Raw genomic sequence first — 26,225 nt, forward strand, 5'->3', positions numbered from 1 at the left:
GCTCGGGGCAGGGGGATCGAAAAGACGGCGGAGTCGGCGGATCGAGACCGGCGAGGACGACGAAGGGCCGCCCACCGGGGTGGACGGCCCTCGACGACGGAGGGGGCTACTCCGCGGTGGGAGCGTCGACGCCGGGCTCGGCGGTGGGAGTGGGGAGCGCGGTCCGAGCGGGGTCGGCCGTCGGGGTGACGGTCGGCGTCGCGGAGGGCGCGGGGGTCAGCGTCGAGTACGCCTCGAGGGCGTTCGTCAGGACGGGGACGAGGAGCTCCTTGCCCTGCTCGGAGCCGTACTGGAAGTAGACGGGGAGCAGGCCGCCCGGGATGGTGCCGATGTCGTCCATCTGGACGGCCTCGGTGCTGTCGGGGCGCACCTCGGTGCGGCCAGGGACGGCGTCGACGGTGTCGCTGGTGCGGCCCGCGGAGCCTTCGTACTGCACCTCGACGCTCAGCGCCTCGTCGGTGGAGTTCACGAGCGTCACGATCAGGGTGCCGGCCTCGCCGTCGTCCGAGACGATCATCGCGTTGCGGATGGCGAGATCGCCGATCGTCGCGCCGACCCCGTCGCTCGGGTCGTAGATCTTGCGCGTCGCCTGCGGGGCGACGAGGTTGCAGCCGGCGGTAGCGAGGGCGACGCCGACCGCGAGAACGACGGATGCAGCGATACGCGCCTTCACAGGAACCTCCAGATCGTCGGCCCCGCTCGCCCCGGACAGGGCGACTTCACTGTGCACGAGCCGACACCAGGCTAGCGTAGCGAGCACCGCGGCTCCGCCCGTCCGGACTCCCGTCCCGCTCGGCGCGCATGGTAATCTGTCCGCCGCTGAAAGGACGTCGCATGCAGTTCGAGGTCGGAGAGACGGTCGTCTACCCCCATCACGGAGCCGCCACGATCGCCGAGGTGAAGACCCGGACGATCAAGGGCCAGGAGAAGACGTACCTGAAGCTCCGCGTCGCACAGGGAGACCTCGTCATCGAGGTGCCCGCCGACAACGTCGACCTGGTCGGCGTCCGCGACGTCATCGGCCGCGAGGGCGTCGACCGCGTGTTCGAGGTCCTGCGCGCCGAGGTCGTCGAGGAGCCGACCAACTGGTCGCGCCGCTACAAGGCCAACCTCGAGAAGCTGGGGTCCGGCGACGTCGTCAAGGTCTCCGAGGTCGTCCGCGACCTGACCCGCCGCGACCGCGAGCGCGGCCTCTCAGCGGGGGAGAAGAGCATGCTCGCCAAGGCCCGCCAGATCCTCGTCTCCGAGCTCGCCCTGGCCGAGAAGACCGACGAGGACGCCGCCTCCGTGCTCCTCGACGAGGTCCTCGCATCCTGAGCGATCCCGCCGGCGCGCCGACCGCGGCCGTCGTCGTCGTCGCCGCAGGCAGCGGCACGAGGCTCGGCCGCGAGCGCCCCAAGGCCTACGTCGACTGCGCGGGGAGGACGATCCTCGAGCGCAGCCTGCGCACGGTGCTGCTGCTCGCGGAGCCCGTGCAGATCGTCGTCGTGGCGCCCGCCGCCCTCCTCGAGGAGACGGCCGCGCTCGCGCACGCCGCCGGAGCCCCGGACGGCTCCGTCAGCGTCGTCGCCGGAGGCGCCAGCCGCCAGGAGTCGGTCGCTCGGGGACTGCGTGCGCTCGACCCGGCCGTCGAGACGGTGCTCGTCCACGACGCCGCCCGCGCGCTCACGCCCGTCGACCAGTTCGAGCGGGTGATCGCGGCGGTCCGGGCCACGGGCGGCGGAGTGATCCCCGGCCTGCCGGTCACCGACACCATCAAGCGCATCCGCGCCGACGGCGGGATCCTCGGCACGGTGGACCGCTCCGAGCTCGCCGCGGTCCAGACGCCGCAGGGCTTCCCTCGCGCGCTCCTCAACGAGGCCTACGCCTCGGCACAGGAGGACTTCACCGACGACGCGGCGCTCCTCGCCTCGCGCGGCAGTCCCTCGGTCGTCGTCGCGGGCGACCCGCTCGCCTTCAAGATCACCACCCCCTGGGACCTGGCCCGCGCGGAGCAGGTGCTCGCACCGCCGCCCGCCGTCGTCGTGCCGCGCGTCGGCATCGGCACGGACGTGCACGCGTTCGACGACGCGTCGCCGCTCTGGCTCGCCGGGCTGCACTGGCCGGGGGAGCGGGGACTGTCCGGGCACAGCGACGGCGACCCGGTCGCCCACGCGATCTGCGACGCGCTCCTGGCGGCGGCGGGTCTCGGCGACATCGGCTCCCGCTTCGGCACGGCCGACCCGCGCTTCGCGGACGCCCACGGCGAGGTCTTCCTCCGCGCCACCCGCGAACTGGTCGAGGCCGCGGGCTTCGCCATCGGCAACGTCTCGGTGCAGCTCATCGGCAACCGCCCGACGTTCTCGCCGCGGCGCGAGGAGGCGCAGAGGCTGCTCTCGGATCTGCTCGGCGCACCGGTCAGCGTCGCCGCCACCACCTCCGACGCGCTCGGCTTCACCGGCCGGGGCGAGGGGGTCGCCGCGACCGCGACCGCGCTCGTCCTCCCCGCCCCCGCGATCGCCCGGTAGTCCCCGGACGCCGCCGCCGACCCGGCCGGCAGCGGTCCGCCCGGTAAACTCGCCCGCGTGACTCTGCGACTGCATGACTCGAAGGCCCAGGCCCTCGTCGATTTCGTCCCCCTCCGCGAGAACGAGGTCGGGATGTACGTCTGCGGACCCACCGTGCAGTCCTCGCCCCACATCGGGCACCTGCGGTCCGCGCTCGCCTACGACCAGCTGCGCCGCTGGCTGGCGTACCGCGGCTTCCAGGTCACCCTGGTGCGCAACGTCACCGACATCGACGACAAGATCCTCGCCATCGCCGAGGATGCGCGGCGTCGGGCGCCCGAGGGCGCGCCGGTCGAGCAGTGGTGGGCCCTCGCCTACCGCGTCGAGCTCGAGTTCACCGCCGCGTACACGGCCCTCGGCATCCTCCCGCCGACCTACGAGCCGCGCGCGACCGCGAGCATCGCCGAGATGATCACGCACATCCAGGCCCTGATCGAGCGCGGTCACGCCTACCCGGCGCCCGACGACTCCGGCGACGTCTACTTCGACACGCGGTCCTGGCCGGACTACGGCTCGCTCACCCACCAGCGCCTCGAGAGCATGGAGGCGGCGACCGACGCCGACCCGCGCGGCAAGCGCGACCCGCACGACTTCGCGCTCTGGAAGGGCGCCAAGCCGGAGGAGCCCGAGTCGGCCGCCTGGGCATCCCCGTGGGGCGCCGGACGCCCCGGCTGGCACATCGAGTGCTCCGCGATGTCGACGAAGTACCTCGGCACCCAGTTCGACATCCACGGCGGCGGACTCGACCTGCGCTTCCCCCACCACGAGAACGAGCTCGCCCAGTCCAGCGCCGCCGGCCACGCCTTCGCCAGCTACTGGCTGCACAACGGACTGGTGTCCGTCACCGGCCAGAAGATGAGCAAGTCGCTCGGCAACTCGGTGTTCGCCTCCGAGCTGCTCGACGCGGCCCGCCCGCTCGTCGTCCGCTACTACCTCGGCTCCGCCCACTACCGCTCCACCCTCGAGTTCCACGACGGAGCCCTCGAGGAGGCCGAAGCGGCGCTGGAGCGGATCGAGGGCTTCCTCGAGCGCTCCCGCCGCCGCCTCGACGGCACGCGGTTCGCCGCGCTCGGCGAGCCCGTGGTCCCGGAGGAGTTCGCCGAGGCGATGGACGACGACCTGTCCGTCCCGCAGGCCATCGGCGTCCTGCACGAGACCGTGCGCGCCGGCAACGCCGCCCTCGACGCCGAGGACCTCGGCTCCGTCTCGGCCCTGCGCACCCAGGTGCTCGCGATGGCGGCCGTGCTCGGCATCGACCCGGAGGCGCCCGAGTGGGCGCGCTCCGACGACGAACCCTCGTACCGCGCGCTCAGCGTGCTGGTCGACCGCCTGGTCGCCGAACGCCAGACCGCGCGCGAGCAGCGCGACTGGGCGAGCGCCGACCGCATCCGAACCGATCTCGCCGCGGCGGGAATCACGATCGAAGACACCCAGACGGGTGCGCATTGGAGTCTCGATGGCGAATAAGCCCGGCCGCCCCGGAGCGGTCCGAAAGAAGAGCAAGGGCAAGGCCGTCGGTTCCGGCGGTCAGGGCCGTCAGGCCCTCGAGGGCAAGAAGCCCACGCCCAAGGCCGAGGACCGGCCGTACCACCCCGCAGGCAAGGCGAAGCTCGCGCGCGAGCGCTTCGTCGCCGCCGGCGGCAAGGGCCGCCCCGGCGGAGCCCTCACCGCGGCCGCCCGCGGACAGGGGCGCCCCGCTCCGTCGCGCAAGCCCAAGAGCGGCGACGACTTCGAGATGGTGACGGGCCGCAACTCGGTCCTCGAGGCGCTGCGCGCCAGCATCCCGGCGACGACCCTCTACCTGGCGACCCGCATCGAGATGGACGACCGGGTCAAGGAGGCGCTGAAGATCGCCACCGCCCGCGGCCTGCCCGTGCTCGAGGTCATGCGCCCGGAGCTCGACCGCCTCGCCGGCCCCGACTCGGTGCACCAGGGCCTCGTGCTCAAGGTGCCGCCCTACGAGTACGCCCACCCGAGCGACCTGCTCGAGCGCAGCGTCTCCCGCGGAGCCGTCCCCCTCCTCGTCGCGCTCGACGGCATCACCGACCCGCGCAACCTCGGAGCGATCATCCGCTCCGTCGCCGCGTTCGGCGGACAGGGCGTCATCGTCCCGCAGCGCCGCTCCGTCGGCCTCAACTCCGCCGCCTGGAAGACCTCCGCCGGAGCCGCCGCACGCATCCCCGTCGCGATGGCGTCCAACCTCACCGCCATGATCAAGGACTTCAAGCGCGCGGGCGTCTTCGTCATCGGACTCGACGGCGACGGCGACGTGATGCTGCCCGGCCTCGAACTCGCCGACCGGCCGCTCCTCGTCGTCGTCGGCAGCGAGGGCAAGGGCCTCTCCCGGCTCGTCACCGAGCAGTGCGACGCCGTCGTCTCCATCCCGATCAGCTCCGCCACGGAATCCTTGAACGCCGGGATCGCGGCGTCGGTGGCGCTCTACGAGATCTCCAGACTCCGCTCCGAGTAGCGCGCGCGCGGGCGCCGGCACGGCGATCTGCGGCGTTGTCGTCGGGCGCGATACCGCCGGTATCGCTTCCTCCTCCGCCTTGCAGCTCACCGCGCCGGCGCCCGCGCTACGGGGCTGGAGGGGGTGAGGCGCCGCCTGCGGCGAGCGGAGACGGGCGCCGCCTGCGGCGAGCGGGAATGGGCGCCGCCTTCGGCGAGCGGGAATGGGCGCCGCCTTCGGCGAGCGGGAACGGGCGCCGCCTTCGGCGGGCGGGAATGCGAAGAGGGCCCGTGCGGACAGCGCGGGCCCTCTTGAAGTGGGAGGGGTCAGACGTTCTTCGTCCAGTCGACGTCGGCGTCCTCGTCGGTGAGCTCGGCGTCGCCGGACTCGTCGAGGACGAGGTTCGGGAGGGTCAGCGCCTCGGTGGGAGGAGCGATGACCGTCGCCTCGTCGCGGCGGTGACGCAGGATGTCGTTCACGTAGGCGGTGACCGCCTCCGCCAGGGGGACGTCGCGCGCCTGCTGCTGCGACATGAACCAGCGGTGCTCGAGCAGCTGATGGAACATCTCGGCCGGCTCCAGGCGACCCTTGAGATCACGGGGGATCGAGCGGATGACCGGCTCGAACACCTGCGCCAGCCACTCGTGCGCCACCATCTCCTCGTCCAGGCCCTGCTTGTCGTAGGTCGCCGTGTACGAGTCGAGGTCGTTCAGCAGGCGCCGCGCCTGGTTCTCCTGCGCGTCCAGCCCGGTGAGACGGAGCAGCCGCCGCTGGTGGTGGCCGGCGTCGACCACCTTCGGCTGGATCCGCACCGTCGATCCGGCCTCGTCGGTCTTGATCGCGAGCTCCTCGATGTCGAAGCCCAGCTCGTTCAGCCGGTTCACGCGGTCGTTGATCCGCCAGCGCTCCGAGGTCGCGAACGACTCCGCACCGGTCAGCTCCTTCCAGAGGCTGCGGTACGCCGCGACGATGCCGTCGGAGACGGTGATCGGGTCGAGGTCGTCGTCGACGCGTCCGCCCGCCTCGAGGTCGAGCAGCTCACCGGCGATGTTGACGCGGGCGATCTCCAGATCGTTCTCGCGCTGGCCGTTCGAGAGGCCGCCCGAGTAGAGCTGCCCGGTCTCCGCATCGACCAGGTAGGCGGCGAAGGCGCCGGCATCGCGCCGGAAGAGGGTGTTCGAGAGCGACACGTCGCCCCAGAAGAAGCCGATCACGTGCAGGCGGACCAGGAGGAGCGCCAGCGCGTCGACCAGGCGGGTCGCCGTGTCCGGCCGCAGCGTCTGCGAGAACAGCGCCCGGTAGGGGAGCGAGAACTTGAGGTGACGGGTGACCAGCACCGCGGGCAGGGCCTCACCCTCGTCGTCGGTGCGGTTCGTGATCACGGCGCCCGGCACCACGCACGGCACGTCGAGGCGCTGCAGCGTCTTCAGCATCTCGTACTCGCGCCGCGACATCTCGGCCGTCGTCTCCTTGACGGCGACGACGTGTCCGGAGAGGTGCGCGAAGCGGACCGTGTGCCGCGAGATGCCCTTCGGCAGAGCGGCGATGTACTCGTCGGGCCAGTCGTCGAGCCGCAGGTTCCACGGCAGGTCGAGCAGGGCCGGGTCGACGGTGGCCGAGGTGATGTTCAGGGAGCCGGACATGGTGCGCCGTTCGTGTCGCGTGTCGGACGGTGGGGGAGCCGCAGACGACGCTGCCGCCGCCCTGGAGGGGACGGCGGCAGCGTGCGGTGCAGGAGGAGGCTCAGGAGAGGCGCTCGCCCGACTCCGCGTCGAAGATGTGCACGCGGTGGTTCGCGGTCACGTACACGCGGTCGCCCGCGGTGGGGTGCACGCGGCCGTCGACGCGCGCGACGATGTCGGTCCGGCGGCCCTCGACCTCGGTGTGGCCGTAGAGGTAGCCGTCCGAGCCGAGCTCCTCGATGAGGTCGACCTCGATCGGCAGTCCGCCGGGCTGGGTCGAGACGGTGACGTCCTCGGGGCGCACGCCGAGCGTGACGACCTTCTGGCTCGTCTTCGCGAGCGCCTCGCGGGCGATCGGGAGGACGGTGTCGCCGAACTTGACGCCGCCGTCGGTGACGTCCGCGTGGAACAGGTTCATCGCGGGCGAGCCGATGAAGCCGGCCACGAAGACGTTGTTCGGGTTCTCGTACAGGTCGCGGGGCGATCCGACCTGCTGGAGGAGGCCGTCCTTGAGGACCGCGATGCGGTCGCCCATGGTGAGCGCCTCGGTCTGGTCGTGGGTGACGTAGACCGTGGTGATGCCCAGGCGGCGCTGCAGCGTGCCGATCTGGGTGCGGGTGGACACGCGGAGCTTGGCGTCGAGGTTCGACAGCGGCTCGTCCATGAGGAAGACCTGGGGCTTGCGGACGATGGCGCGGCCCATCGCGACACGCTGGCGCTGACCACCGGAGAGCGCCTTCGGCTTGCGGTTGAGGTAGGGCTCGAGGTCGAGCATCTTCGCGGCCTCGAGGACCCGCGCGGCGCGCTCGTCCTTGTTCACGCCGGCGATCTTGAGCGCGAAGCCCATGTTCTCGGCGACGGACATGTGCGGGTACAGCGCGTAGTTCTGGAAGACCATCGCGATGTCGCGGTCCTTCGGCGGAACGTCCGTGACGTTGCGGTCGCCGATGAGGATGCGGCCCTCGTTGACCTCTTCGAGGCCGGCGAGCATGCGCAGGGAGGTGGACTTGCCGCAGCCGGAGGGGCCGACGAGGACGAGGAACTCGCCGTCGCCCACCTCGAGGTTGAGCTTGTCGACGGAGGCGCGAGTGGCCCCGGGGTAGACGCGGGACGCGTGGTCGAAAGTTACGGACGCCATTGTTCTTGCTCCTTCACCGGCAGGTACGTGCCGGACGATCCGAGTGAATGGAAGTGATGGTCATCATCGCGTGGGCGACTCCGACCAACCGTCACAGTATGCCACGGGGCCGACAATCGTCGGTCGGGCGCCCCGTATCCGTCGTTTGGAGGTTTCCCAGGGCTCGCGCGTAGGATTCCGGCGAGTCGCGCCAGGCGACCCCCTTCTTCCCCCTCTCTCATTCGGAGCGTTCTTGTCATGACCACCGGCGGAGCCAACGACCGTCTCTCGAAGAACCAGCGACGAGAGGCCGCCCGAGAGAAGGCGCGCCGCCTGCGCGAGCAGCAGAAGCGCCGCGACCGTGTGAGCCGCTTCGCCCTGCAGGGCGGGCTGGCCGCCGTCGTGATCGCGGTCGTCGTCATCGTGGTCTTCGCCGTCACCTCCAGCATCCGCCCCGCGGGCCCCGGCCCGGCGAACATGGCGAGCGACGGCGTGGTCGTCGGCGAGAACATGGTCGCGCAGACGAGCGGCGCCGTCGCCGCCGACGGGACGCCCACTCCCAGTGCGCTCGACACCTCGGGCGGCACGGTCGACATCCGGGTCTACCTCGACTACCTCTGCCCCTACTGCGGCCAGTTCGAGAAGACCAACGGCGACCAGATCAAGGAGTGGGTGACCAGCGGTGCCGCGACGGTCGAGATCCACCCGATCGCCATCCTCACGACCCGCTCCAACGGCACCAAGTACTCGGAGCGCTCGGCCAACGCCGCCGCGTGCGTCGCGGACCGCTCGCCCGACTCCTTCTTCGACTTCAACTCCCTGCTCTTCGCCGACCAGCCGGCGGAGGGGACCGACGGCCTGTCGGACGACCAGCTGAAGGACTACGCCTCGCAGGCCGGCGTCGAGGACACGGCGGCCGTGAACACCTGCATCGACGACCAGAGCTTCGTGAGCTGGGTCCGCGCCGCGACCGAGCGCGCCACCTCGGGTCCGCTCCCCGGCACGGACGTGCCCGCCGTCACCGGCACCCCGACCGTCCTGGTCAACGGCGAGGCGTACTCGGGCTCGCTGACCGATCCGGACGCGTTCAGCTCGTTCGTGCTCTCGGCCGCCGCCGACTCGTACTCGTCGGCGACTCCCGCGCCCTCCTCCTCCGAGACCCCGGCGCCGAGCGAGACGCCCGCCACGACCGAGACCCCTGCCTCGACCGAGACCCCGGCTCCCGGCGACGCCCCGGTCTCCACCGAGGCTCCCGCCTCCTCCGAGCCGACCCCGGCCGCCGCGGGCTGAGTCCCGGACGCGGAGAACCCGCGCTCAGGCAGAAGGCCCCGACCGCACGCAGCGGTCGGGGCCTTCTGCCTTTCCTGAGCCGACGACGGGACTTGAACCCGTAACCGCCCGATTACAAGTCGGGTGCGCTACCAATTGCGCCACGTCGGCAGGTGCGCTCATGCGCCCGGCCACCCTATCGCGGGCCCCGGATCCGCTCGGATCGGGGCCCGCCGGGGTTCACGGCTCGAGGATGCTGAGGTGCCGTTCGGCGGGAGCGGGGCGCTTGGGGCCGCCGATCTTCCCGTCGGGACGGCCGACGTAGAGCCAGCCGAGCAGCTCCTCGCCCTTCTCGAGGCGGTGCGCCTTCCGCACGGCCTTGTCGCGCGTGTAGGAGCCGGTGCGCCAGAAGACGCCCCAGCCCGCCTCGTCGAGCAGCAGGCTCAGGACGTGGGCGACGCCCGAGGCGACGGCCTCCTGCTCCCAGGCCGGCACCTTCGACTTCTTGACGCTGACCACGACGGCCAGCAGCAGGGAGGCGCGGTGCGTCTTCTCGATGTACTTCCGCGGGTCCTTCTTCGCTCCCGAGGCGACCGCGAAGCTGCGGCCGACCCGGTCGCGGGCGGCGCCGCGGATCTCGATGACCCGCCACGGGCGCAGCGAGCTGTGATCGGCGAGACGCGACGCCGCCGAGACGAACGCCGCGATCTCGTCGTGCCCCGGAGCCTCCGGCGTCACCTTCGAGCGCGAACGGCGCGCGAGGACGGCCTCGAGCACGGGGGAGGAGGGCACGGTCACTCGCCCTCGGCCTGGAAGTTCAGGGCGATCGAGTTCATGCAGTAGCGGTCGCCGGTGGGCGTGCCGAAGCCGTCGGGGAAGACGTGCCCCAGGTGCGATCCGCAGTTCGCGCAGCGGACCTCGGTGCGGACCATGCCGAGAGTGCTGTCCTCGATCAGCTGGACGGCGTCCGGGTTCACGGACTCGTAGAAGCTCGGCCAGCCGCAGCCGGAGTCGAACTTGGTGCCGCTCTTGAAGAGCTCGGCACTGCAGGCGGCGCAGGTGTAGAGGCCGGCGCGGTGCTCGTCGAGCAGCTCGCCGGTCCACGGGCGCTCGGTGGCCGCTTCGCGCAGGACCGCGTACTGGTCGCGGTCGAGCTCCTCGCGCCACTCGGCGTCGGACTTGTTCACGGAATACGACGACATGGGTCTCCCTCGGAATCCTCGTCAGTGTACGGGGGCGGTCGCGCCCCTCCACCTGGTCCAACCCCCGGGACGACGGCTCCATTCCGCCTCCGCGGGCTGTGGAGGAGACTCCCCGCCGCGGCGCCGCGACGCGGTCGCGAGCCGTTCGGAGCGCCTCCCCGGCGGCGGCCGCGGGCCTGCCTACCCTGGGGGGATGAGCAGGACGACGGACCCGAGGCCGGGCACCGGTCTGTCCGAGCGCGAGCTGCGGGTGCTCGCCTTCGAGCGCGAGTGGACCGCCCGCTCCGGCGACAAGGACGACGCGATCCGCTCCCAGTTCGGACTGTCGGCCGCCCGCTACTATCAGGTGCTCAGCGCGGTGCTCGCCTCTCCGGCCGCCCTCGCGCACGACCCGATGCTCGTCACGCGGCTGCAGCGCATCCGTGATCAGCGCGCCGGCGCCCGCGCCTCGCGACGCCTCGGGCGCCTCGAGTAGACGAGCTGCTCGAGTCCACCAACGGAAGGCCGGCCGTACCCCCGATGTCGAACACGCACCCGAGAGACCGCTTCGACGAGGTCCCGGCGACGGAGGCGCGCGTCGGCGCCCACCGCCGGCCGCCGGCTCCCCACGCCCGCGCCGTCGCCCTCGCGTGGGCGGCGCTCGCCACCGGAGTCATCGTCCTGCTCGGCTTCATCGGGCTGCTGGTCATCGACGACCGGGTGCAGTTCACGGACGTCTTCACCCCGCCCACCGCGACCGCCGAGGCGACTCCGACCGCGGCCGCGACGCTCGATCCCGAACTCGCCGTCGCCGTCCTCAACGGCACCGCCACCGTCGGACTCGCCGCCAGCGCCGGCGACGCCCTGACGACGGCCGGCTGGAGCGTCCCGACCGTCGCGAACGCGAACACCGAGGACATCGCCGCCACGACGGTCTACTTCAGCGACCCGGCGCTCGAGGGAGCGGCCCTCGGTCTCGTCGACTCGCTCGGAACGGGGACCGTCCTGCTCTCGCAGGACTTCGTCGAGACGGGCTCCGTCGTCGTGGTCCTGGGGTCCGACTACGCCTCCGAGCAGGGCTGATCGGGACCCTCTGTTACGGGCACGTTTCCTCCGTGTTGAATCCCGGGCAACTCTTCCCCGCGACGCCCTCTCCAGCCCCTGCCGGGCCCGATCGTCGGATTAGTATTCCTGACCAGGCACCAGCACATCGCTTGTGCCGCGGGCATCACAGCACTGGGGAGTACAGAGATGGCGAACGGAACCGTCAAGTGGTTCAACGCTGAGAAGGGCTACGGCTTCATCACGGTCGACGGCGGCGGACAGGACGTCTTCGTCCACTACTCCGCGATCGACATGTCGGGGTACAAGGTCCTCGAGGAGGGGCAGCAGGTCGCGTTCGAGGTCGGCACGGGGTCGAAGGGCCCGCAGGCCGAATCGGTCCGCCCGGCCTGACCGCCGAGCCTCCCGGGAGCCGTCGTCCGCCTCGTGCGGGCGGCGGCTCCTTCGTGTCGGAGCGCGTGCCGGTCGCTTGCACTCGTCCACCGCGAGTGCCAGAATCGACCTTGGCACTCGCTCCGGTCGAGTGCCAGCACAGACATTTCACGACGTCCGGGAGGGACGAGAAACACACATGGCCAAGATCATTGCTTTTGACGAAGAAGCCCGCCGCGGCCTCGAGCGTGGACTCAACACTCTGGCCGACGCGGTCAAGGTGACCCTCGGCCCGCGCGGCCGCAACGTCGTCCTCGAGAAGAAGTGGGGCGCTCCCACCATCACGAACGACGGCGTCTCCATCGCCAAGGAGATCGAGCTCGACGAGCCGTACGAGAAGATCGGCGCCGAGCTCGTCAAGGAGGTCGCCAAGAAGACCGACGACGTCGCCGGCGACGGAACCACCACCGCGACCGTCCTCGCTCAGGCGCTCGTCCGCGAGGGCCTGCGCAACGTCGCGGCCGGCGCCGACCCGATCAGCCTCAAGAAGGGCATCGAGAAGGCCGTCAAGGCCGTCACCGCCGAGCTCATCGCCGGCGCGAAGGCGATCGAGACCAAGGAGGAGATCGCGGCGACCGCCTCCATCTCCGCCGCGGACCCCGAGATCGGCGCGATCATCGCCGAGGCGATCGACAAGGTCGGCAAGGAGGGCGTCGTCACCGTCGAGGAGTCGAACACCTTCGGCACCGAGCTCGAGCTCACCGAGGGCATGCGCTTCGACAAGGGCTACCTGTCGCAGTACTTCGTGACCGACCCCGACCGCCAGGAGGCGGTGTTCGAGGACCCCTACATCCTCATCGTCAACTCCAAGGTCTCGAACATCAAGGACCTGCTCCCCGTCGTCGACAAGGTGATCCAGGCGGGCAAGCAGCTGCTGATCATCGCCGAGGACGTCGACGGTGAGGCGCTGGCGACCCTGGTCGTCAACAAGATCCGCGGCATCTTCAAGTCGGTCGCCGTCAAGGCTCCCGGCTTCGGCGACCGTCGCAAGGCGCAGCTCCAGGACATCGCGATCCTGACCGGCGGCCAGGTCATCTCCGAGGAGGTCGGCCTCAAGCTCGAGAACGTCACCCTCGACCTGCTCGGCTCGGCCCGCAAGGTCGTCATCACCAAGGACGAGACCACGATCGTCGAGGGTGCCGGCGACGCCGAGGCCATCGCCGGCCGCGTCGCGCAGATCCGCGGCGAGATCGAGAACACCGACAGCGACTACGACCGCGAGAAGCTCCAGGAGCGCCTCGCGAAGCTCGCCGGCGGTGTCGCGGTCATCAAGGCCGGAGCGGCGACCGAGGTCGAGCTCAAGGAGCGCAAGCACCGCATCGAGGACGCCGTCCGCAACGCGAAGGCCGCCGTCGAGGAGGGCATCGTCGCCGGTGGTGGCGTCGCCCTCATCCAGGCCGGCAAGCTCGCCTTCGAGAAGCTCGAGCTCGTCGGAGACGAGGCGACCGGCGCGAACATCGTCAAGGTCGCCATCGACGCCCCGCTCAAGCAGATCGCCCTCAACGCGGGCATGGAGCCCGGCGTCGTCGCTGCGAAGGTCCGCGAGCTCCCCACCGGACACGGCCTCAACGCCGCGACCGGCGAGTACGTCGACCTCATCGCCGCGGGCATCATCGACCCGGTCAAGGTCACGCGCTCCGCTCTGCAGAACGCGGCGTCGATCGCCGGCCTCTTCCTCACCACGGAGGCCGTCGTCGCCGACAAGCCCGAGAAGAACCCGGTCGCCGCGGGCGGCGACCCCACCGGAGGCATGGACTTCTAGTCCGGGCCCCGACCACGCAGAAGGCGGTTCCCCTCCGGGGGAGCCGCCTTCTGCCTTTGAGGGTGCGCGTGAGCGTGCAGGCGAGCGTGCAAGCAGATGCTCCTGGACGGGACCCCGCGATCACGACGGCGGTTCTCCTCCGGGGGCACCGCATCCCGTACCCTCCGGGTCCTCTCGATCGGCACCGGCAGCTGAGGCGCGCAGGGTGCGGCCCGGGCCACGTCGCGACGCGGAGGATCGGGGAGCAGAGGTCCTCGGCCGGACGGATGCGGACGGCGACTCCGCCGGATCCGCGGACGCGGCGTTCAACGTGCGTCGGCTCTGGTCTCCGGCGGTGCGGGCGGGCTCGCGGCCCGGTGGTCCCGAGGAGGAGAGAGTGAGCCGTGCGCGGCCGCTCGGGCGGGGTGCGCGAGATCCCGATCGCCCGGGTGGATCGATCCGTGCCGCCCGGGGACGTCGATAGGAGAGCGCGGAACGGAGCGGCCCCGCCGGGAGACGGACCGCGGTGCGGATCAGACCGAGGCGGGGGAAGTCTCGCCGTTCTGACCGACGGTCAGCAGCGGCAGCGCGACACGGAAGGTCGCGCCTCCACCCGGCGTCTCGACGACGTCCACGCGGCCCTTGTGCGCGGCGACGATCGAGGAGACGATCGCCAGCCCCAGGCCGCTGCCGCCGGTCTCGCGGGTCCGCGACGTGTCCGCGCGCCAGAAGCGCTGGAAGATCTTCTCGCGGATCTGCGGGGGGATGCCCTCGCCGTGGTCGATGACCTCCAGCAGGGCGAGTCGGCGGGAGCGGTCGACGGCGACGCCGATCTCGATCGGAGTGTCCTCGGGCGTGTAGCGGACGGCGTTGCCGATCAGGTTCGTCAGGACCTGGCGGATCTTGTTCTCCTCCGCCATCACCATCGCCGGCACGCCCGGCTCCTCGGGGGCAGTGGCGGTGCCGGCGGCGATCTCCTCGGCGTTGACCCGGCGCGGACGCCGGCGGAAGCGGGCGAGCCGGGCTCCTGCCGCGGCGATCGGTCCGGTGAGCCCGGGGTTCGTCAGCTCCATGGGCTGCGTGGCGGAGGCGCCGGCCTCGTCGAGCTCGAGCGCAGGCGTCTCGACAGGGGTGTCGTCGCGGGTCTCGACGCCGAAGTCGCGGTCGGGCCAGGAGGCCATCGCGTCCATCGCGGCGTCGCGGGCGAGCGGCATCAGGTCCACGGGCGCGAGCGCGAGAGGCTTCGTCTCGTCGAGGCGTGCGAGCTCGAGGAGGTCCTCGACCAGGCCGCCCATCCGGATCGCCTCCTTCTCGATGCGCTCCATCGCCTGGCCGACCGCCTCGGGCGTCTGCAGAGCGCCCATCCTGTACAGCTCGGCGTAGCCGCGGACGGAGACGAGCGGGGTGCGCAGCTCGTGGCTGGCGTCGCCGACGAAGCGGCGCATCTGGTCGATCGTGCGGGCGCGGTCGCGGAAGGCGGAGTCGATCCGCCCGAGCATCGCGTTCAGGGAGCGGTTGAGGCGCCCGACCTCGGTGTTGGGCGTCGTGCCGTCCAGGCGCTGGCTGAAATCGCCGTCGGCGATGGCGGCGGCGGTCTGCTCGACCTCGCGCAGCGGAGCGAACGTCGTGGTGACCAGCAGGCGGGTGAGGAGCGCGCCGATCACGACGATCGCGACTCCGAAGCCGAGGAAGATCGTGAGGTACGTCGTCATGATGACGTCGACGCTGCGGGTCGACACCGCGAGCAGGAGCGTCTGGTACTCGGTGCCCCTCGTGAACACCGTCGACATGACGTGGTACTCGACCTTGCCGTTGGAGCTCCAGATCTCCATCGGCTTGTCGCCGCCCTGCAGCGCCTGCTCGAGGGTGAAGGTCTGCGGGAAGGCGGGATCGGCCGCGCCGGACGCGTTCGTGTTGTCGAGCGTGCCGTACTGGTCGTAGACGGCGCCGAAGTCGGCCTTGGACTCGTCGATCGCGGCGAGGTCCTTGACGGAGAGGTCGCTCGCCGTCCGCTGGACCTGGTCGGCCAGCTGCGCGTCGAGCTGCGCGACGAGCTGCGGCTTCAGCATCGTCATCGTCCCGATACCGGAGACGAGGAGTCCCAGCGTGAGCAGGAGGACCGTGACGGCGGTGATCTTCGTGCGCAACGAGATGGAGTTCCACCGCTCGGCCAGACCCTGGTGCATGGCGGTGGAACTCCCTCGGGATCGGCGGGCGCCGCGCCTCCGACGGGAGGTGGCGCCGAGGTGGCGGAGGCTAGGCCTTCGCGACCTTCAGCATGTATCCGAATCCTCGCTTGGTCTGGATGAGCGATTCCTCCGAATGCGTGTCGAGCTTACGTCGCAGGTACGAGATGTAGGACTCGACGATGCCCGCATCGCCGTTGAAGTCGTACTCCCACACGTGGTCGAGGATCTGCGCCTTGCTGAGCACCCGGTTCGGGTTGAGCATCAGGTAGCGGAGCAGCTTGAACTCGGTGGGGCTGAGCTCCACCGGCTCGTCGCCGACGAGGACCTCGTGCGTGTCCTGGTCCATCGTCAGCTCGCCGGCGCGGATGACCGCGTCCTCCTCGGCGTGCATGGTGCGGCGGAGGATCGCCTTGATGCGCGCGACGATCTCGTCGAGGCTGAACGGCTTGGTGACGTAGTCGTCGCCTCCGACGGTGAGGCCCGTGATCTTGTCCTCGGTGTCGTCCTTCGCCGTGAGGAAGAGGATGGGGGAGGTGTATCCGGCCGAGCGGAGGCGCTTGGTCACGCCGAAGCCGTTCATGTCCGGGAGCATGACGTCGAGGATGATCAGGTCCGGCTCCTCCTCGAGGACCGCCGAGATGGCCTGGGCCCCGTTGCCGACCGCCCGCACGGCGAAGCCGGCGAAGCGGAGGCTCGTGGTGAGCAGGTCTCTGATGTTGGGCTCGTCGTCGACGATGAGAATGCGGGGTCCGTCCATGCAGGACAGTATCTGGCCGTCGGCTGTGCGGAGTCTGGGAGTCGGTTGTCCGGGCGCTCGGTGCCTGCTCGGCGGCGGGGAACGCCGGATCCGCGGCGGAGCAGAAGGAGGAGATCGCGGCCGGTCAGGACTGCGCGCGGCGGCGCCGGACCCCCACGATCAGCATCGCGATCATCATGAGGAACGCGATCGGCAGGCCCACCAGCGGCACGGCGAAGACGAACTGCCAGAACGGGCCGGTGTACTCGCGGATCCCGAGCGCGGGGGCTACCAGGATCGCGAGGAACGCGAGGACCGTCACGACGATGATCGCGATGAACATGTAGGCGAGCGTGCGCTCCGCGCGTCCGATGCCCGTCGGCTCCTGTGGCTTCACCCGTCAAGGATAGGGCGGCCCCGGTCGACTAAACTGATGGCTGCTTCATTTCCAGGAGGGGTCTGCATGCCTACCGGCAAGGTCAAGTTCTACGACGAGGAGAAGGGCTTCGGCTTCATCAGCACTGATGACGGCCAGGAGGTCTTCCTGCACGCTTCCGCGCTGCCCTCCGGGACCGCGGTCAAGGCCGGCACCCGCCTCGAGTTCGGCATCGCCGACGGCAAGCGCGGGGCGCAGGCGCTCTCGGCGCGCGTCCTCGACTCCCCGCCGAGCCTGGTGAAGCTCAACCGGAAGTCCGCGGACGACATGTCCGTGATCGTGGAGGACACGGTCAAGCTGCTCGACGGGATCGGCGCCGGGCTCAAGCGCGGTCGCTACCCCGACAAGGCGCACGGGCGCACGATCGCGGCGCTCCTGCGCCGGGTTGCGGACGAGCTGGATGCCTGACGCCGACGGCACGACCGACGAGCACGGCCCGATCGACGAGACCGTCGCCGTTCCGGCCCCGGAGGACGCTCCCGTGGAGCAGTCCTCGGGAGAGGGCGACTCCGTCGCCGAGCAGGACACGACTCCTGCCGAGCAGGACCCTTCCGCCGAGGACGCGAGCGGGGCCGACGAGGCGACCGCCGCTGACCCGGCGGCTGGTGACGACGAGGCTCCTTCCGGCGGGGCCGAGGGCGACCCCGCCCTCCCGGTGACCGAGGGTCCCGCCCACGACTCCGCCTCTGCAGAGGAGACTCCTCCGGCCGAGGACGTCGCCGCTGCGGCGGAGGCCTCCGGCTCGGACGCGGCGACCGCAGAGGACGCGAGTTCTGCAGAGGATGCCGCTCCCGTTCCCGACGACCGTTCCGAGACCGATCCCGCATCGGCGGCGGACACGCTTCCGGCCGACGGCGACGCTTCCCCGGGAGAGGCGGACGAGGCCGCAGCGGTCCAGGCTCCCGAGCCCGTCTACGAGGCGGACGCCGTGCTCGCGGGGTCACTCGATGCCGCTCGTGCGGCGCTCGCCGAGATCGCCCCGGAGGGGACGATCGGCGAGCTGGTGACGACTCTCGCGCAGGGCGAGCACGTCGTGTCGCTGCAGTTCGCGAACCTCATGCGCGGGTACCCGGGCTGGCTGTGGACGGCGACGCTGTCCCGGATCGACGAGACCGAGGACGTGAACGTCCTCGAGGTCGAACTGCTGCCGGGCGAGGGCGCCGTCCTCGCTCCGGACTGGGTGCCGTGGTCCGTGCGTCTCGCCGACTACCAGACCGCGCAGGACGCGCTCGGCGAGGAGGTCGAGAACGCGGACGACGACGAGCTCGAGGAGGCCGAGGACGAGGACCTCGACGACGAGGAGGACGACTCCGACGAGGACGACTCCGACGAGGACGACTCCGACGAGGACGACTCGGACCACGACGACTCCGACGAGGACGACTCCGACGAGGACGACTCCGACGAGGACGACTCCGACGAGGACGACTCCGACGAGGACGACTCCGACGAGGACGACTCGGACGACGACGACTCCGATGACGAGGACTCGGACGACGTCGAGCCCGAGCCCGAGCCCGCTCCCGCCCCGACGACCCGTCGCCGTCGACGTCGCCGCTGATCCCCTCCGGCGCCGCCCGATGAGCATCGACTCCGACACCCGCATCGCCTATCCCGACGGCGCCGTGCGCTCCTCCGGGCGCGTGCTGCACGTGGGCCGGCTGGACGACGGCCGCTGGGCGGTGGTCCTCGATACGACTGCCGCCCACCCGGTCGACCCGACGTGGCCCGATCAGGGGCCCGATCACGGTGCGCTGGTCGTGGCGGGGGAGCGGCTGCGCCTCCTCGACTGCCGCATCGGGGCGTGGCAGGGCGGCGAGCTGCACCTGGGCGAGCGGCTCCCGGCACGGCTCGGCACTCCGGACTGGAGCTTCGTCGTCGTCCACATCGTCGACGACGCCTCCTCACTCCAGACGGACGTCGAGGTCGACGTCGAGGTCGACGCGGAGCACCGGCGCGAGCTCTCCCGCGGGCACACCGCCTGCCACCTCGCCTCCCTCGCCCTGAACGCCGCTCTGGCCTCGTTCTGGTCGAAGCCGGCTCGCACCGACGCCCTCGGGAACCCGGACTTCGACCAGGCGGCCGTCCAGACCTCGCGGATCCGCGAGTCCGGCTCCACCGACGTGTACCGCCTCGGCAAGTCCCTCCGACGCAGCGGGATGGACACCGCCCGCCTGCAGGCGGAGGTCCGCGAGGTGCAGGAGCGGATCGACGCCCTCCTCGCCGAGTGGATCGCCTCGGACGCGCAGGTGCGCATCGAGCGCGACGACGACCTCCTCAGCACGCGGCGGACATGGCGCTGCACCCTCCCCGCCGGGGACGCCGCGATCGCCTGCGGTGGGACCCACGTCGAGCGGCTCTCCGAGTTCACCGGACTGCGCGTCCGTCTCGAGCTGGAGGCCGACGGCACCGGGCTCCGGATGGAGACCGACGCGCTCTAGCGGCGGTTGCGGCTGTAGAACAGCCCGATCGTGCCGAGGACCAGTCCGATCACGACGGTCGACAGGACGACCGGCTCGACGACGGCTCCGACGGCCGATGCCACGAGCACGGCCGCGAGGGCGACGGCCCAGACGACGCACCCGACCAGCAGAGCCGTCGCGTCGTCGCTCGCGTAGGGCGGCGGCGCGGGCCGCCGCTCCTCCTCGCGCAGCCACAGCCGCATGGGGAGCCTCAGACCGCCAGGCGCTCGAGGACGTGATCGATGCAGCGGAGCAGCGAGCGGACGTCGTCCGGCTCTATCGCGACGAACGTGGCCACGCGCAGCTGGTTGCGGCCGAGCTTGCGGTACGGCTCGGTGTCGACGATCCCGTTCGCCCGGAGGATCTTCGCGACGAGAGCGGCGTCGACGGAGGCGTCGAAGTCGACGGTCGCGACGACCTGCGACCGGTGCTCGGGCACCTCGACGAACGGAGTGGCGAGGCTCGACGCCTCGGCCCAGTCGTAGATCGCCGAGGAGGACTCGGCCGTGCGCGCCGATGCCCAGGCCAGACCGCCGGACGCGTTCATCCACTCGAGCTGCGACTCCATCAGCAGGAGCGTCGAGAGCGCCGGAGTGTTCAGCGTCTGGTCGAGGCGCGAGTTGTCGACCGCGTTCTTGAGGCTGAGGAACTCGGGGATGTAGCGGCCGCTCGCCGCGATGCGCTCGATCCGCTCGATCGCGGCGGGCGAGAAGAGGCCGAACCAGAGTCCGCCGTCGGAGGCGAAGTTCTTCTGCGGGGCGAAGTAGTAGACGTCGGCCTCGGCGATGTCGACGTCGATGCCGCCCGCCGCGCTGGTGGCGTCGATGACGGTGAGCGCGCCCTCGTCGCCGCGGACCCGGCGGACCGGAGCCATCACTCCGGTGCTCGTCTCGTTGTGGGGCCACGCGTAGACGTCGATCCCCTCGACGATCTCGATCTCGCTCCGCGATCCCGCGGGGGCGGAGACGACATGGGCCGGCTCGAGGAAGGGCGCGGAGGCGGCGGCCGCGAACTTCTGGCCGAACTCGCCGAACGTGAGGTTCTCGGCGCGGCGCTCGATGAGGGAGAAGGCCGCGGCGTCCCAGAAGGCGGTCGAGCCGCCGTTGCCCAGAAGGACTTCGTAGCCCTCGGGGATGCGGAACAGCGTGGCGAGGTGCTCGCGCACGCGGCCGACGAGGTCCTTCACGGGCGCCTGGCGGTGCGAGGTCCCGAGCAGGTGCGCGCCCTGGGTCGCGAGGTGGGCGAGCTGGTCGTGCCGCACCTTGGACGGGCCGCAGCCGAACCGTCCGTCGTGGGGGAGCAGCTCGCGAGGAATGGTGAGGTCCGGCATGCGTTAATACTAGGGTTCCCGGCCCGCACCCCTCCTCCGAGCGACGGAGGCCTGCGTCGCGCCGCAGCGCCGATGCTGCGTCGTGGCGACTACTAGGGTGGAGCGCGCCGAGACGGGAAGGCTGAGATGACGGATCTGATCGACACCACCGAGATGTACCTGCGCACCATCCTCGAGCTCGAGGAGGAGAACATCATCCCGCTGCGCGCGCGCATCTCGGAGCGGCTCAGCCACTCCGGGCCGACGGTGTCGCAGACCGTGGGGCGCATGGAGCGCGACGGCCTCGTCGTCGTCTCGGGCGACCGCCACCTCGAGCTCACCTCCGACGGCCGCCGCAAGGCGATCCACGTCATGCGCAAGCACCGCCTCGCCGAGCGGCTCCTCCACGACGTCATCAAGCTCGACTGGGAGTTCGTGCACGAGGAGGCCTGTCGCTGGGAGCACGTGATGAGCGAGCAGGTCGAGCGCCGTCTCCTCGAGATGCTCGACCACCCGACGGAGTCGCCCTACGGCAACCCGATCCCGGGCCTGGACGAGCTCGGCGACACCCCCGCCTCCCGCTTCGCCGACGGCGTCATCAGCCTGCCGCGCTTCGTCGCCGGGTCGAGCGAGCCGCGCCGCGGCGTCGTGCGGCGCCTGGGCGAGCCGGCTCAGGTCGATCCGGAGCTCCTCCTCCAGCTCAAGCAGGCCGGCGTCGTCCCCGGTGCCGAGGGCGAGTTCTCGGCCCTCAACGGCTACGTGCTCGCGCGCATCGACGGAGCCGAGGCGGGCATCGAGCTGCCCAACGAGGTCGCGGCGCACATCTTCCTCGTCGTCTGATCAGCCCTTCTCTGGGAGAGGCCCGTACGGGCCCTTACCGCATCCGGTGACCGGAGTCGAACGGGAGAGCGGTCTCTTCCCGCCGAGAAGGTGACAAATCGGTAACGGTCGCTTACGCTCTGTGGAGCCCTGCGGCCGAGCCTCGGTCCCAGGGCGCGGGATCCGACGCCCCCACACCCGTCTCGGATCCTGTGCACACCGATGCTTCGTGCATGAGACGGGACAGCTGCCTGGGCTGAGGGGACGTCGGAGGATCTTCCCCTTGCCCCAGAACCCCCTCACCCCGAACGAGGACGCCGGCTCGCCCGACCGGTTCCGCTCCAACCACCCCGACCGCTCCGGCGACGCGACCTTCGAGAACCGGCCCCCGGTCATCCGCGCCCGGATCCACGGGGACGCACCCGTCTCCCGTCGTGCCGTTCCCGCGGCTCCCGCCCGCCGCGCGGACATCACCGACTTCGTGCCGTCGCCGGCCGGCACCCCGCGCAAGCGCCGGGGCCGGGTCGTCGGCAAGGTCGCGATGGTCGGCTTCGCCGGTGCGCTGGTCGCGACCATGGCGCTCCCCGCCTACGCCTTCACTCCGGGCAGCCAGGACGACGGCCTGTTCGCGGCGTCGCGCGCCGACCTCCTCCGCCAGGGCTCCGCTCAGACCGTGGCCGTCGACGGTGGAGTGGTGCAGGCCGCGATCGCCCGCGACGGCTTCTCGGCCGAGGCGGCGCCCCCGCCGCCGCCCGCCCCGGAGCCCGAGCCCGTCGTGGTCGCCGAGCCCGTCGTGGACACGAGCGACGTCGCCGAGGCTCGCGCCGAGACCGCCGAGGAGTTCAACTCCTACTCCGGCGCCTCCGCCAGCGAGATCGCGGCCGCCGCCCCGACCACCAGCTACAGCCTCTCGGCCGTGTTCACCACCGCGATGCAGTACCAGGGCGTGCCCTACGTCTTCGGCGGAGCCGACCCGAGCGGCTTCGACTGCTCCGGCTTCGTGATGTACGTCTTCGCCCAGTACGGCATCTCGATGCCGCACTCGGCCGCGGGTCAGGGCGCCATGGGCACTCCGGTCTCGCTCGCCGACGCTCAGCCCGGCGACCTCGTGATCATGGACGGCCACGACGGCTTCTACGCGGGAAACGGCAACATCCTGCACGCGCCGTACGAGGGCGCGAGCGTCCGCGTGCAGCCGCTGTGGACCTCCGACTACCGGATCGTGCGCATCAACGGCTGACCCGGTCGATCCGCTCGAGAGCCCGTCCCCTCCTGGAGGGGGTGGGCTCTCGTCGTCCCCGTGTGAACGCCGCGTGACGAATCCGGACCGACCCCTGGTGTTCCGGGCGCGAAGGGTTAACCTGAACCCCAGTCCGCTCGCGTGGCGAGCGGATCGATTCGTCGAGGGACGGAGTGCCGGGATGGCCGAGCGGAGCGGGCGCCACAGCGTGGGGCTGCGCTCGCGCGTGCGGCCGGCCGATCCGATACGCGCGCGGGTCCTCACCGCGGCGGTGCACTCCTCCGACACGCGGATACGACTCCACGTCATCGCGCGGCACTCCGCCGCGGCCTCGCAGGGCGCCGTCATCACGACGGCGCCCTTGCTCGTGGTCGCGACGTCGTCTCGCGACGGCGTGCGACAGCACGGAGGTCACTGATGCGCACTCTGGTTCTGAACGCCGGCTACGAGCCTCTCGCGGTGGTGTCGTTCAAGCGGGCCCTGGTCCTGCTGATGACGGAGAAGGCGACCGTGATCGCTGCGGACGAGGGCAATCCGGTGCACAGCGCGCACGGCGACCACGTGCGGCCCTCGGTGATCGTGCTGACCCGGTACGTCCGCATCCCGAGCGGCCGGAGCGTGCCGGTGTCGCGGCGCGGCGTGCTCCGCCGGGACAACCACCGCTGCGGCTACTGCGGTCAGCACGCGGCGACGATCGACCACATCCAGCCCAAGTCGCGCGGCGGCCGCGACACGTGGGAGAACCTCGTCGCCTGCTGCCAGCGCTGCAACAACGTCAAGAGCGACCGCACCCCGCACGAGATGGGCTGGCGCCTGCGGACCGTCCCCCGGATGCCGCGCGCCGGCTCCTGGCTCGTGCGCGGCGCGGAGCGGACGCAGCCCGACTGGGACGACTACCTCGCCCCCGCAGCCTGACGGGTCGCTCCTCTCCGCGAGATGCCACTTGTGACGGGGTCCGACGGCGTGTCGGCATCACAGGTGGCATCTCGCGAAGGGGGAGGTAGGGGCGGGGCTATTCGTTGTCGTTGCCGGTGTTGGCGCTGGCGTTGCCGGAGCGCTCGCCGGCCCAGGTCCAGTTCGCGACCTCGGGGATGTCCTCGCCGTGCTCGCGCGTGTAGGCGCGGGCGCGGATGCGGGCGTCCTGCATCTCCTGGCGGAGACCGGCGGCGCGGGCGCCGAGGCCGGGGGTCCGGTCGATGACGTCGATCACCAGCGAGTAGCGGTCCAGGTCGTTGAGCATCACCATGTCGAACGGAGTGGTGGTGGTGCCGTTCTCCTTGTACCCGCGCACGTGCAGGTTGCCGTGGCCGGTCCGCTTGTAGGTCAGGCGGTGGATGAGCCACGGATAGCCGTGGTACGCGAACACGATCGGGCGGTCGGGGGTGAAGATCGCGTCGAACTCGAGGTCGGAGAGGCCGTGCGGGTGCTCCGACTCCGACATCAGGCGCATCAGGTCGACCACGTTGACCGTGCGGATCGCGAGGTCCGGCAGCTTCTCGCGGAGGATGCTCACCGCCGCGAGGGTCTCCAGCGTCGGCACGTCGCCCGCGCAGGCGAGCACGACGTCCGGGGACTCGCCCTGCCGCTCGCTGCTCGCCCACTCCAGGATGCCGAGCCCGCGGGTGCAGTGGGCGACCGCCTCCGCCATCGTGAGCCACTGGGGCGAGGGCTGCTTGCCGGCGACGACCACGTTGACGTAGTCGACGCTGCGGAGGCAGTGGTCGTACGTCGAGAGCAGCGTGTTCGCGTCGAAGGGCAGGTAGACGCGCACGACCTCCGGCTTCTTGTTGACGACGTGGTCGATGAAGCCGGGGTCCTGGTGGCTGAAGCCGTTGTGGTCCTGGCGCCAGACGTGGCTCGAGAGGAGGTAGTTGAGGCTCGCGATCGGGCGGCGCCACTCGATGTCGCGGGTCCCGTCCAGCCATTTGGCGTGCTGGTTGAACATCGAGTCGATGATGTGGATGAACGCCTCGTAGCACGTGAAGAGCCCGTGGCGGCCGGTGAGCAGGTAGCCCTCCAGCCAGCCCTGGCACTGGTGCTCCGAGAGGACCTCCATGACGCGGCCGGCGCGGGCGAGGTCGTCGTCGAGGGGGCTGAGCTCGGCGTCCCACTGCTTGTCCGTGGCGGCGTACACCGACTGCAGGCGGTTGCTCGCGACCTCGTCGGGCCCGAACAGGCGGAAGTTGGTCGGGTTGGCGCGGATGACGTCGGCGAGCCACTCGCCGAGCACCTTCGTCGCCTCCGCGACGGTGCCGCCCGGCTGCTCGACCACCACCTCGTAGCGGCGGAAGTCGGGAAGGTCGAGGGTCTGCCGCAGCAGCCCGCCGTTCGCATGCGGGGTCGCGCTCATGCGCAGCTCGCCCTCGGGGGCCAGCGAGCGCACGCGATCGACCACGCCGCCGTCCTCGGTGAAGAGCTCTTCGGGGCGGTAGGAGCGGAGCCAGTCCTCGAGCAGGCGGGTGTGCGCCTCCGTGTCGCGGGCGTTGGGCAGCGGGACCTGGTGCGAGCGGTAGGTGCCCTCGACCTGGACGCCGTCGATCTCGGTCGGGCAGGTCCATCCCTTCGGAGTCTTCAGCACGATCATCGGCCAGGCCGGACGGGAGAGGTCGCCGGCGGCGGCGCGCTCCTTGATCGCGGCGATGCGGTCGAGCACCGTGTCGAGGACGTCGGCGAACCGCTCGTGCACGCGCATGGGATCCTCGCCGTCGAAGCCGCCCTCGACGAGGAACGGCTCGTGGCCGTAGCCGCGGAGGAGGCTGTCGAGCTCCTCCTGCGGGATCCGGGCGAGGACGGTCGGGTTCGCGATCTTCCAGCCGTTGAGGTGCAGGATCGGCAGGACGACGCCGTCGGTGAGCGGATTCACGAACTTGTTGGAGTGCCAGCTGGTGGCGAGCGGGCCGGTCTCGGCCTCCCCGTCGCCCACGACCGCCGCGACCAGCAGGTCCGGGTTGTCGAAGGCCGCTCCGTAGGCGTGGCTCAGCGCGTAGCCGAGCTCGCCGCCCTCGTGGATGCTGCCCGGAGTCTCGGGGGCGGCGTGGCTCGGGATGCCGCCGGGGAAGCTGAACTGGCGGAAGAGGCGCCGCAGTCCCTCCTCCGACTCGTCGATGTGGGAGTAGATCTCGCTGTAGGTGCCGTCGAGGTAGGCGTTGGCGACCATGCCCGGTCCGCCGTGGCCGGGACCGGTGATGTAGAGGGTCGGCTGGCGGCGCTCTCGGATCGCGCGGTTCAGGTGCGCGTAGATCAGGTTGAGACCGGGGGTGGTGCCCCAGTGGCCGAGCAGGCGGGGCTTGATGTCGTCCCGGCTCAGCGGGGTCTTCAGGAGCGGATTCGCGAGCAGGTAGATCTGCCCGACCGCGAGGTAGTTCGCGGCGCGCCACCAGGCGTCGACCGTGTCGAGAGTGTCCTGGGTGAGCTCGGCGTCAGCCGGTCGGGCGACCCAGCTGTGCTCGGGGACGGGCAGGAGGGACGGAGCGGGGGAGTCGGCCATGTGCCCACGCTGGCACCCGGACGCCCGGGGCGGAAGGGCCTTGCAGGCCCGGCTCCGGAGGGTGTCGG

26 protein-coding genes and 1 tRNA gene are annotated in these 26,225 nt (G+C 71.2%); 15 read left to right on the forward strand and 12 right to left on the reverse strand.

What is annotated here, in order from left to right; all coding sequences use genetic code 11:
- Nucleotides 1-106 precede the first annotated feature (106 nt).
- Entirely contained in the window at nucleotides 107-673 is a 567-nt protein-coding gene (locus tag C5D44_RS15180; RefSeq protein WP_104277694.1) for a hypothetical protein, read from the reverse strand.
- A 161-nt stretch (nucleotides 674-834) separates the two neighbouring features.
- Between C5D44_RS15180 and C5D44_RS15185 the strand changes: the two genes are divergently transcribed.
- From C5D44_RS15185 to rlmB, 4 genes are read left to right on the forward strand one after another with little or no spacing between them, the layout of a single operon-like run.
- On the forward strand, nucleotides 835-1,317 hold the full coding sequence (locus tag C5D44_RS15185; protein WP_104277695.1) for a CarD family transcriptional regulator: 483 nt from the start codon (nucleotides 835-837) through the stop codon (nucleotides 1,315-1,317).
- Nucleotides 1,311-2,507 carry a 2-C-methyl-D-erythritol 4-phosphate cytidylyltransferase gene (ispD, locus tag C5D44_RS15190; RefSeq protein ID WP_181118533.1) on the forward strand — a complete coding sequence of 399 codons (1,197 nt, stop codon included), beginning with the start codon at nucleotides 1,311-1,313 and terminating at the stop codon, nucleotides 2,505-2,507. Before C5D44_RS15185 ends, ispD begins: the two co-directional genes overlap by 7 nt.
- A 57-nt stretch (nucleotides 2,508-2,564) precedes the next feature.
- Entirely contained in the window at nucleotides 2,565-4,013 is a 1,449-nt protein-coding gene (cysS, locus tag C5D44_RS15195; protein WP_104282142.1) for a cysteine--tRNA ligase, read from the forward strand.
- Entirely contained in the window at nucleotides 4,003-5,016 is a 1,014-nt protein-coding gene (gene rlmB / locus C5D44_RS15200; RefSeq protein WP_104277697.1) for a 23S rRNA (guanosine(2251)-2'-O)-methyltransferase RlmB, read from the forward strand. The genes cysS and rlmB overlap by 11 nt, the downstream gene beginning before the upstream one ends.
- 305 nt (nucleotides 5,017-5,321) lie before the next feature.
- Here rlmB and C5D44_RS15205 read toward each other — a convergent pair whose 3' ends face one another.
- Complete coding sequence (locus tag C5D44_RS15205; protein ID WP_104226481.1) at nucleotides 5,322-6,638, reverse strand: DUF4032 domain-containing protein; 1,317 nt, start codon at nucleotides 6,636-6,638, stop codon at nucleotides 5,322-5,324.
- 100 nt (nucleotides 6,639-6,738) lie between these two features.
- Complete coding sequence (locus C5D44_RS15210) at nucleotides 6,739-7,815, reverse strand: ABC transporter ATP-binding protein (protein ID WP_104224593.1); 1,077 nt, start codon at nucleotides 7,813-7,815, stop codon at nucleotides 6,739-6,741.
- Between the two features lie 237 nt (nucleotides 7,816-8,052).
- Here C5D44_RS15210 and C5D44_RS15215 point away from each other — a divergent pair, with 237 nt between their 5' ends.
- Nucleotides 8,053-9,084 (forward strand): thioredoxin domain-containing protein, encoded by a 1,032-nt coding sequence (locus C5D44_RS15215; RefSeq protein WP_104282143.1) that lies wholly within the window; start codon nucleotides 8,053-8,055, stop codon nucleotides 9,082-9,084.
- Between the two features lie 77 nt (nucleotides 9,085-9,161).
- Here C5D44_RS15215 and C5D44_RS15220 read toward each other — a convergent pair.
- The 3 genes from C5D44_RS15220 to msrB all read right to left on the reverse strand — a co-directional run bounded on the left by C5D44_RS15220 (nucleotide 9,162) and on the right by msrB (nucleotide 10,265).
- A tRNA-Thr gene (locus tag C5D44_RS15220) sits at nucleotides 9,162-9,234 on the reverse strand.
- A 69-nt stretch (nucleotides 9,235-9,303) separates the two neighbouring features.
- Nucleotides 9,304-9,861, reverse strand: coding sequence for a nitroreductase family protein (locus C5D44_RS15225; protein ID WP_104277699.1), 558 nt, complete (start codon nucleotides 9,859-9,861; stop codon nucleotides 9,304-9,306).
- Entirely contained in the window at nucleotides 9,858-10,265 is a 408-nt protein-coding gene (msrB, locus tag C5D44_RS15230; protein ID WP_104277700.1) for a peptide-methionine (R)-S-oxide reductase MsrB, read from the reverse strand. Before msrB ends, C5D44_RS15225 begins: the two co-directional genes overlap by 4 nt.
- 193 nt (nucleotides 10,266-10,458) lie before the next feature.
- Between msrB and C5D44_RS15235 the strand changes: the two genes are divergently transcribed.
- The 4 genes from C5D44_RS15235 (at nucleotide 10,459) to groL (ending at nucleotide 13,500) form a co-directional block, all read left to right on the forward strand.
- The gene (locus C5D44_RS15235) at nucleotides 10,459-10,740 is read left to right on the forward strand and encodes a DUF3263 domain-containing protein (RefSeq protein WP_104224597.1); all 282 of its coding nucleotides are present in this window, start codon (nucleotides 10,459-10,461) and stop codon (nucleotides 10,738-10,740) included.
- Nucleotides 10,741-10,784: 44 nt separating this feature from the next.
- Nucleotides 10,785-11,327 carry a LytR C-terminal domain-containing protein gene (locus tag C5D44_RS15240; protein ID WP_104277701.1) on the forward strand — a complete coding sequence of 181 codons (543 nt, stop codon included), beginning with the start codon at nucleotides 10,785-10,787 and terminating at the stop codon, nucleotides 11,325-11,327.
- A 168-nt stretch (nucleotides 11,328-11,495) separates the two neighbouring features.
- Complete coding sequence (locus tag C5D44_RS15245; protein ID WP_104224599.1) at nucleotides 11,496-11,699, forward strand: cold-shock protein; 204 nt, start codon at nucleotides 11,496-11,498, stop codon at nucleotides 11,697-11,699.
- Between the two features lie 178 nt (nucleotides 11,700-11,877).
- Nucleotides 11,878-13,500 carry a chaperonin GroEL gene (groL, locus tag C5D44_RS15250; protein WP_104224600.1) on the forward strand — a complete coding sequence of 541 codons (1,623 nt, stop codon included), beginning with the start codon at nucleotides 11,878-11,880 and terminating at the stop codon, nucleotides 13,498-13,500.
- 512 nt (nucleotides 13,501-14,012) lie between these two features.
- Here the strand turns inward: groL and C5D44_RS15255 are convergent.
- The 3 genes from C5D44_RS15255 to C5D44_RS15265 all read right to left on the reverse strand — a co-directional run bounded on the left by C5D44_RS15255 (nucleotide 14,013) and on the right by C5D44_RS15265 (nucleotide 16,801).
- Nucleotides 14,013-15,665, reverse strand: coding sequence for a HAMP domain-containing sensor histidine kinase (locus tag C5D44_RS15255; protein ID WP_104277702.1), 1,653 nt, complete (start codon nucleotides 15,663-15,665; stop codon nucleotides 14,013-14,015).
- A 70-nt stretch (nucleotides 15,666-15,735) separates the two neighbouring features.
- Nucleotides 15,736-16,425, reverse strand: coding sequence for a response regulator transcription factor (locus C5D44_RS15260; protein ID WP_055787731.1), 690 nt, complete (start codon nucleotides 16,423-16,425; stop codon nucleotides 15,736-15,738).
- A gap of 124 nt (nucleotides 16,426-16,549) precedes the next feature.
- On the reverse strand, nucleotides 16,550-16,801 hold the full coding sequence (locus tag C5D44_RS15265) for a hypothetical protein (RefSeq protein WP_258068008.1): 252 nt from the start codon (nucleotides 16,799-16,801) through the stop codon (nucleotides 16,550-16,552).
- 66 nt (nucleotides 16,802-16,867) lie between these two features.
- Here C5D44_RS15265 and C5D44_RS15270 point away from each other — a divergent pair, with 66 nt between their 5' ends.
- Genes C5D44_RS15270 through C5D44_RS15280 form a run of 3 tightly spaced genes read left to right on the forward strand, consistent with a single transcriptional unit; the run spans nucleotide 16,868 to nucleotide 19,281 of the window.
- Nucleotides 16,868-17,248 (forward strand): cold-shock protein, encoded by a 381-nt coding sequence (locus C5D44_RS15270; RefSeq protein ID WP_104282144.1) that lies wholly within the window; start codon nucleotides 16,868-16,870, stop codon nucleotides 17,246-17,248.
- Nucleotides 17,241-18,401, forward strand: a complete 1,161-nt coding sequence (locus C5D44_RS15275; RefSeq protein ID WP_104282145.1) for a DUF3027 domain-containing protein — start codon at nucleotides 17,241-17,243, stop codon at nucleotides 18,399-18,401. Before C5D44_RS15270 ends, C5D44_RS15275 begins: the two co-directional genes overlap by 8 nt.
- A gap of 19 nt (nucleotides 18,402-18,420) precedes the next feature.
- Entirely contained in the window at nucleotides 18,421-19,281 is an 861-nt protein-coding gene (locus tag C5D44_RS15280) for a metal-dependent hydrolase (protein WP_104282146.1), read from the forward strand.
- On the opposite strand, the gene C5D44_RS15285 is transcribed toward C5D44_RS15280, so the two are convergent.
- Together C5D44_RS15285 and serC are read right to left on the reverse strand one after the other, a co-directional pair.
- The gene (locus C5D44_RS15285; RefSeq protein WP_104282147.1) at nucleotides 19,278-19,505 is read right to left on the reverse strand and encodes a DUF2530 domain-containing protein; all 228 of its coding nucleotides are present in this window, start codon (nucleotides 19,503-19,505) and stop codon (nucleotides 19,278-19,280) included. The two genes, C5D44_RS15280 and C5D44_RS15285, sit on opposite strands and share 4 nt — an antisense overlap.
- Nucleotides 19,506-19,513: 8 nt before the next feature.
- The gene (gene serC / locus C5D44_RS15290) at nucleotides 19,514-20,632 is read right to left on the reverse strand and encodes a phosphoserine transaminase (RefSeq protein ID WP_104282148.1); all 1,119 of its coding nucleotides are present in this window, start codon (nucleotides 20,630-20,632) and stop codon (nucleotides 19,514-19,516) included.
- Between the two features lie 126 nt (nucleotides 20,633-20,758).
- Between serC and C5D44_RS15295 the strand changes: the two genes are divergently transcribed.
- The 3 genes from C5D44_RS15295 (at nucleotide 20,759) to C5D44_RS15310 (ending at nucleotide 23,585) form a co-directional block, all read left to right on the forward strand.
- Complete coding sequence (locus C5D44_RS15295) at nucleotides 20,759-21,451, forward strand: metal-dependent transcriptional regulator (RefSeq protein ID WP_104224606.1); 693 nt, start codon at nucleotides 20,759-20,761, stop codon at nucleotides 21,449-21,451.
- Between the two features lie 262 nt (nucleotides 21,452-21,713).
- Complete coding sequence (locus tag C5D44_RS18180; RefSeq protein WP_258065258.1) at nucleotides 21,714-22,670, forward strand: C40 family peptidase; 957 nt, start codon at nucleotides 21,714-21,716, stop codon at nucleotides 22,668-22,670.
- Nucleotides 22,671-23,087: 417 nt separating this feature from the next.
- The gene (locus C5D44_RS15310; RefSeq protein WP_104224608.1) at nucleotides 23,088-23,585 is read left to right on the forward strand and encodes an HNH endonuclease; all 498 of its coding nucleotides are present in this window, start codon (nucleotides 23,088-23,090) and stop codon (nucleotides 23,583-23,585) included.
- 97 nt (nucleotides 23,586-23,682) lie between these two features.
- Here C5D44_RS15310 and C5D44_RS15315 read toward each other — a convergent pair whose 3' ends face one another.
- The gene (locus C5D44_RS15315; protein WP_104282150.1) at nucleotides 23,683-26,157 is read right to left on the reverse strand and encodes a phosphoketolase; all 2,475 of its coding nucleotides are present in this window, start codon (nucleotides 26,155-26,157) and stop codon (nucleotides 23,683-23,685) included.
- Nucleotides 26,158-26,225 lie beyond the last annotated feature (68 nt).

It is taken from the genome of Rathayibacter sp. AY1B5, assembly GCF_002932795.1.
Lineage (GTDB): Bacteria > Actinomycetota > Actinomycetes > Actinomycetales > Microbacteriaceae > Rathayibacter.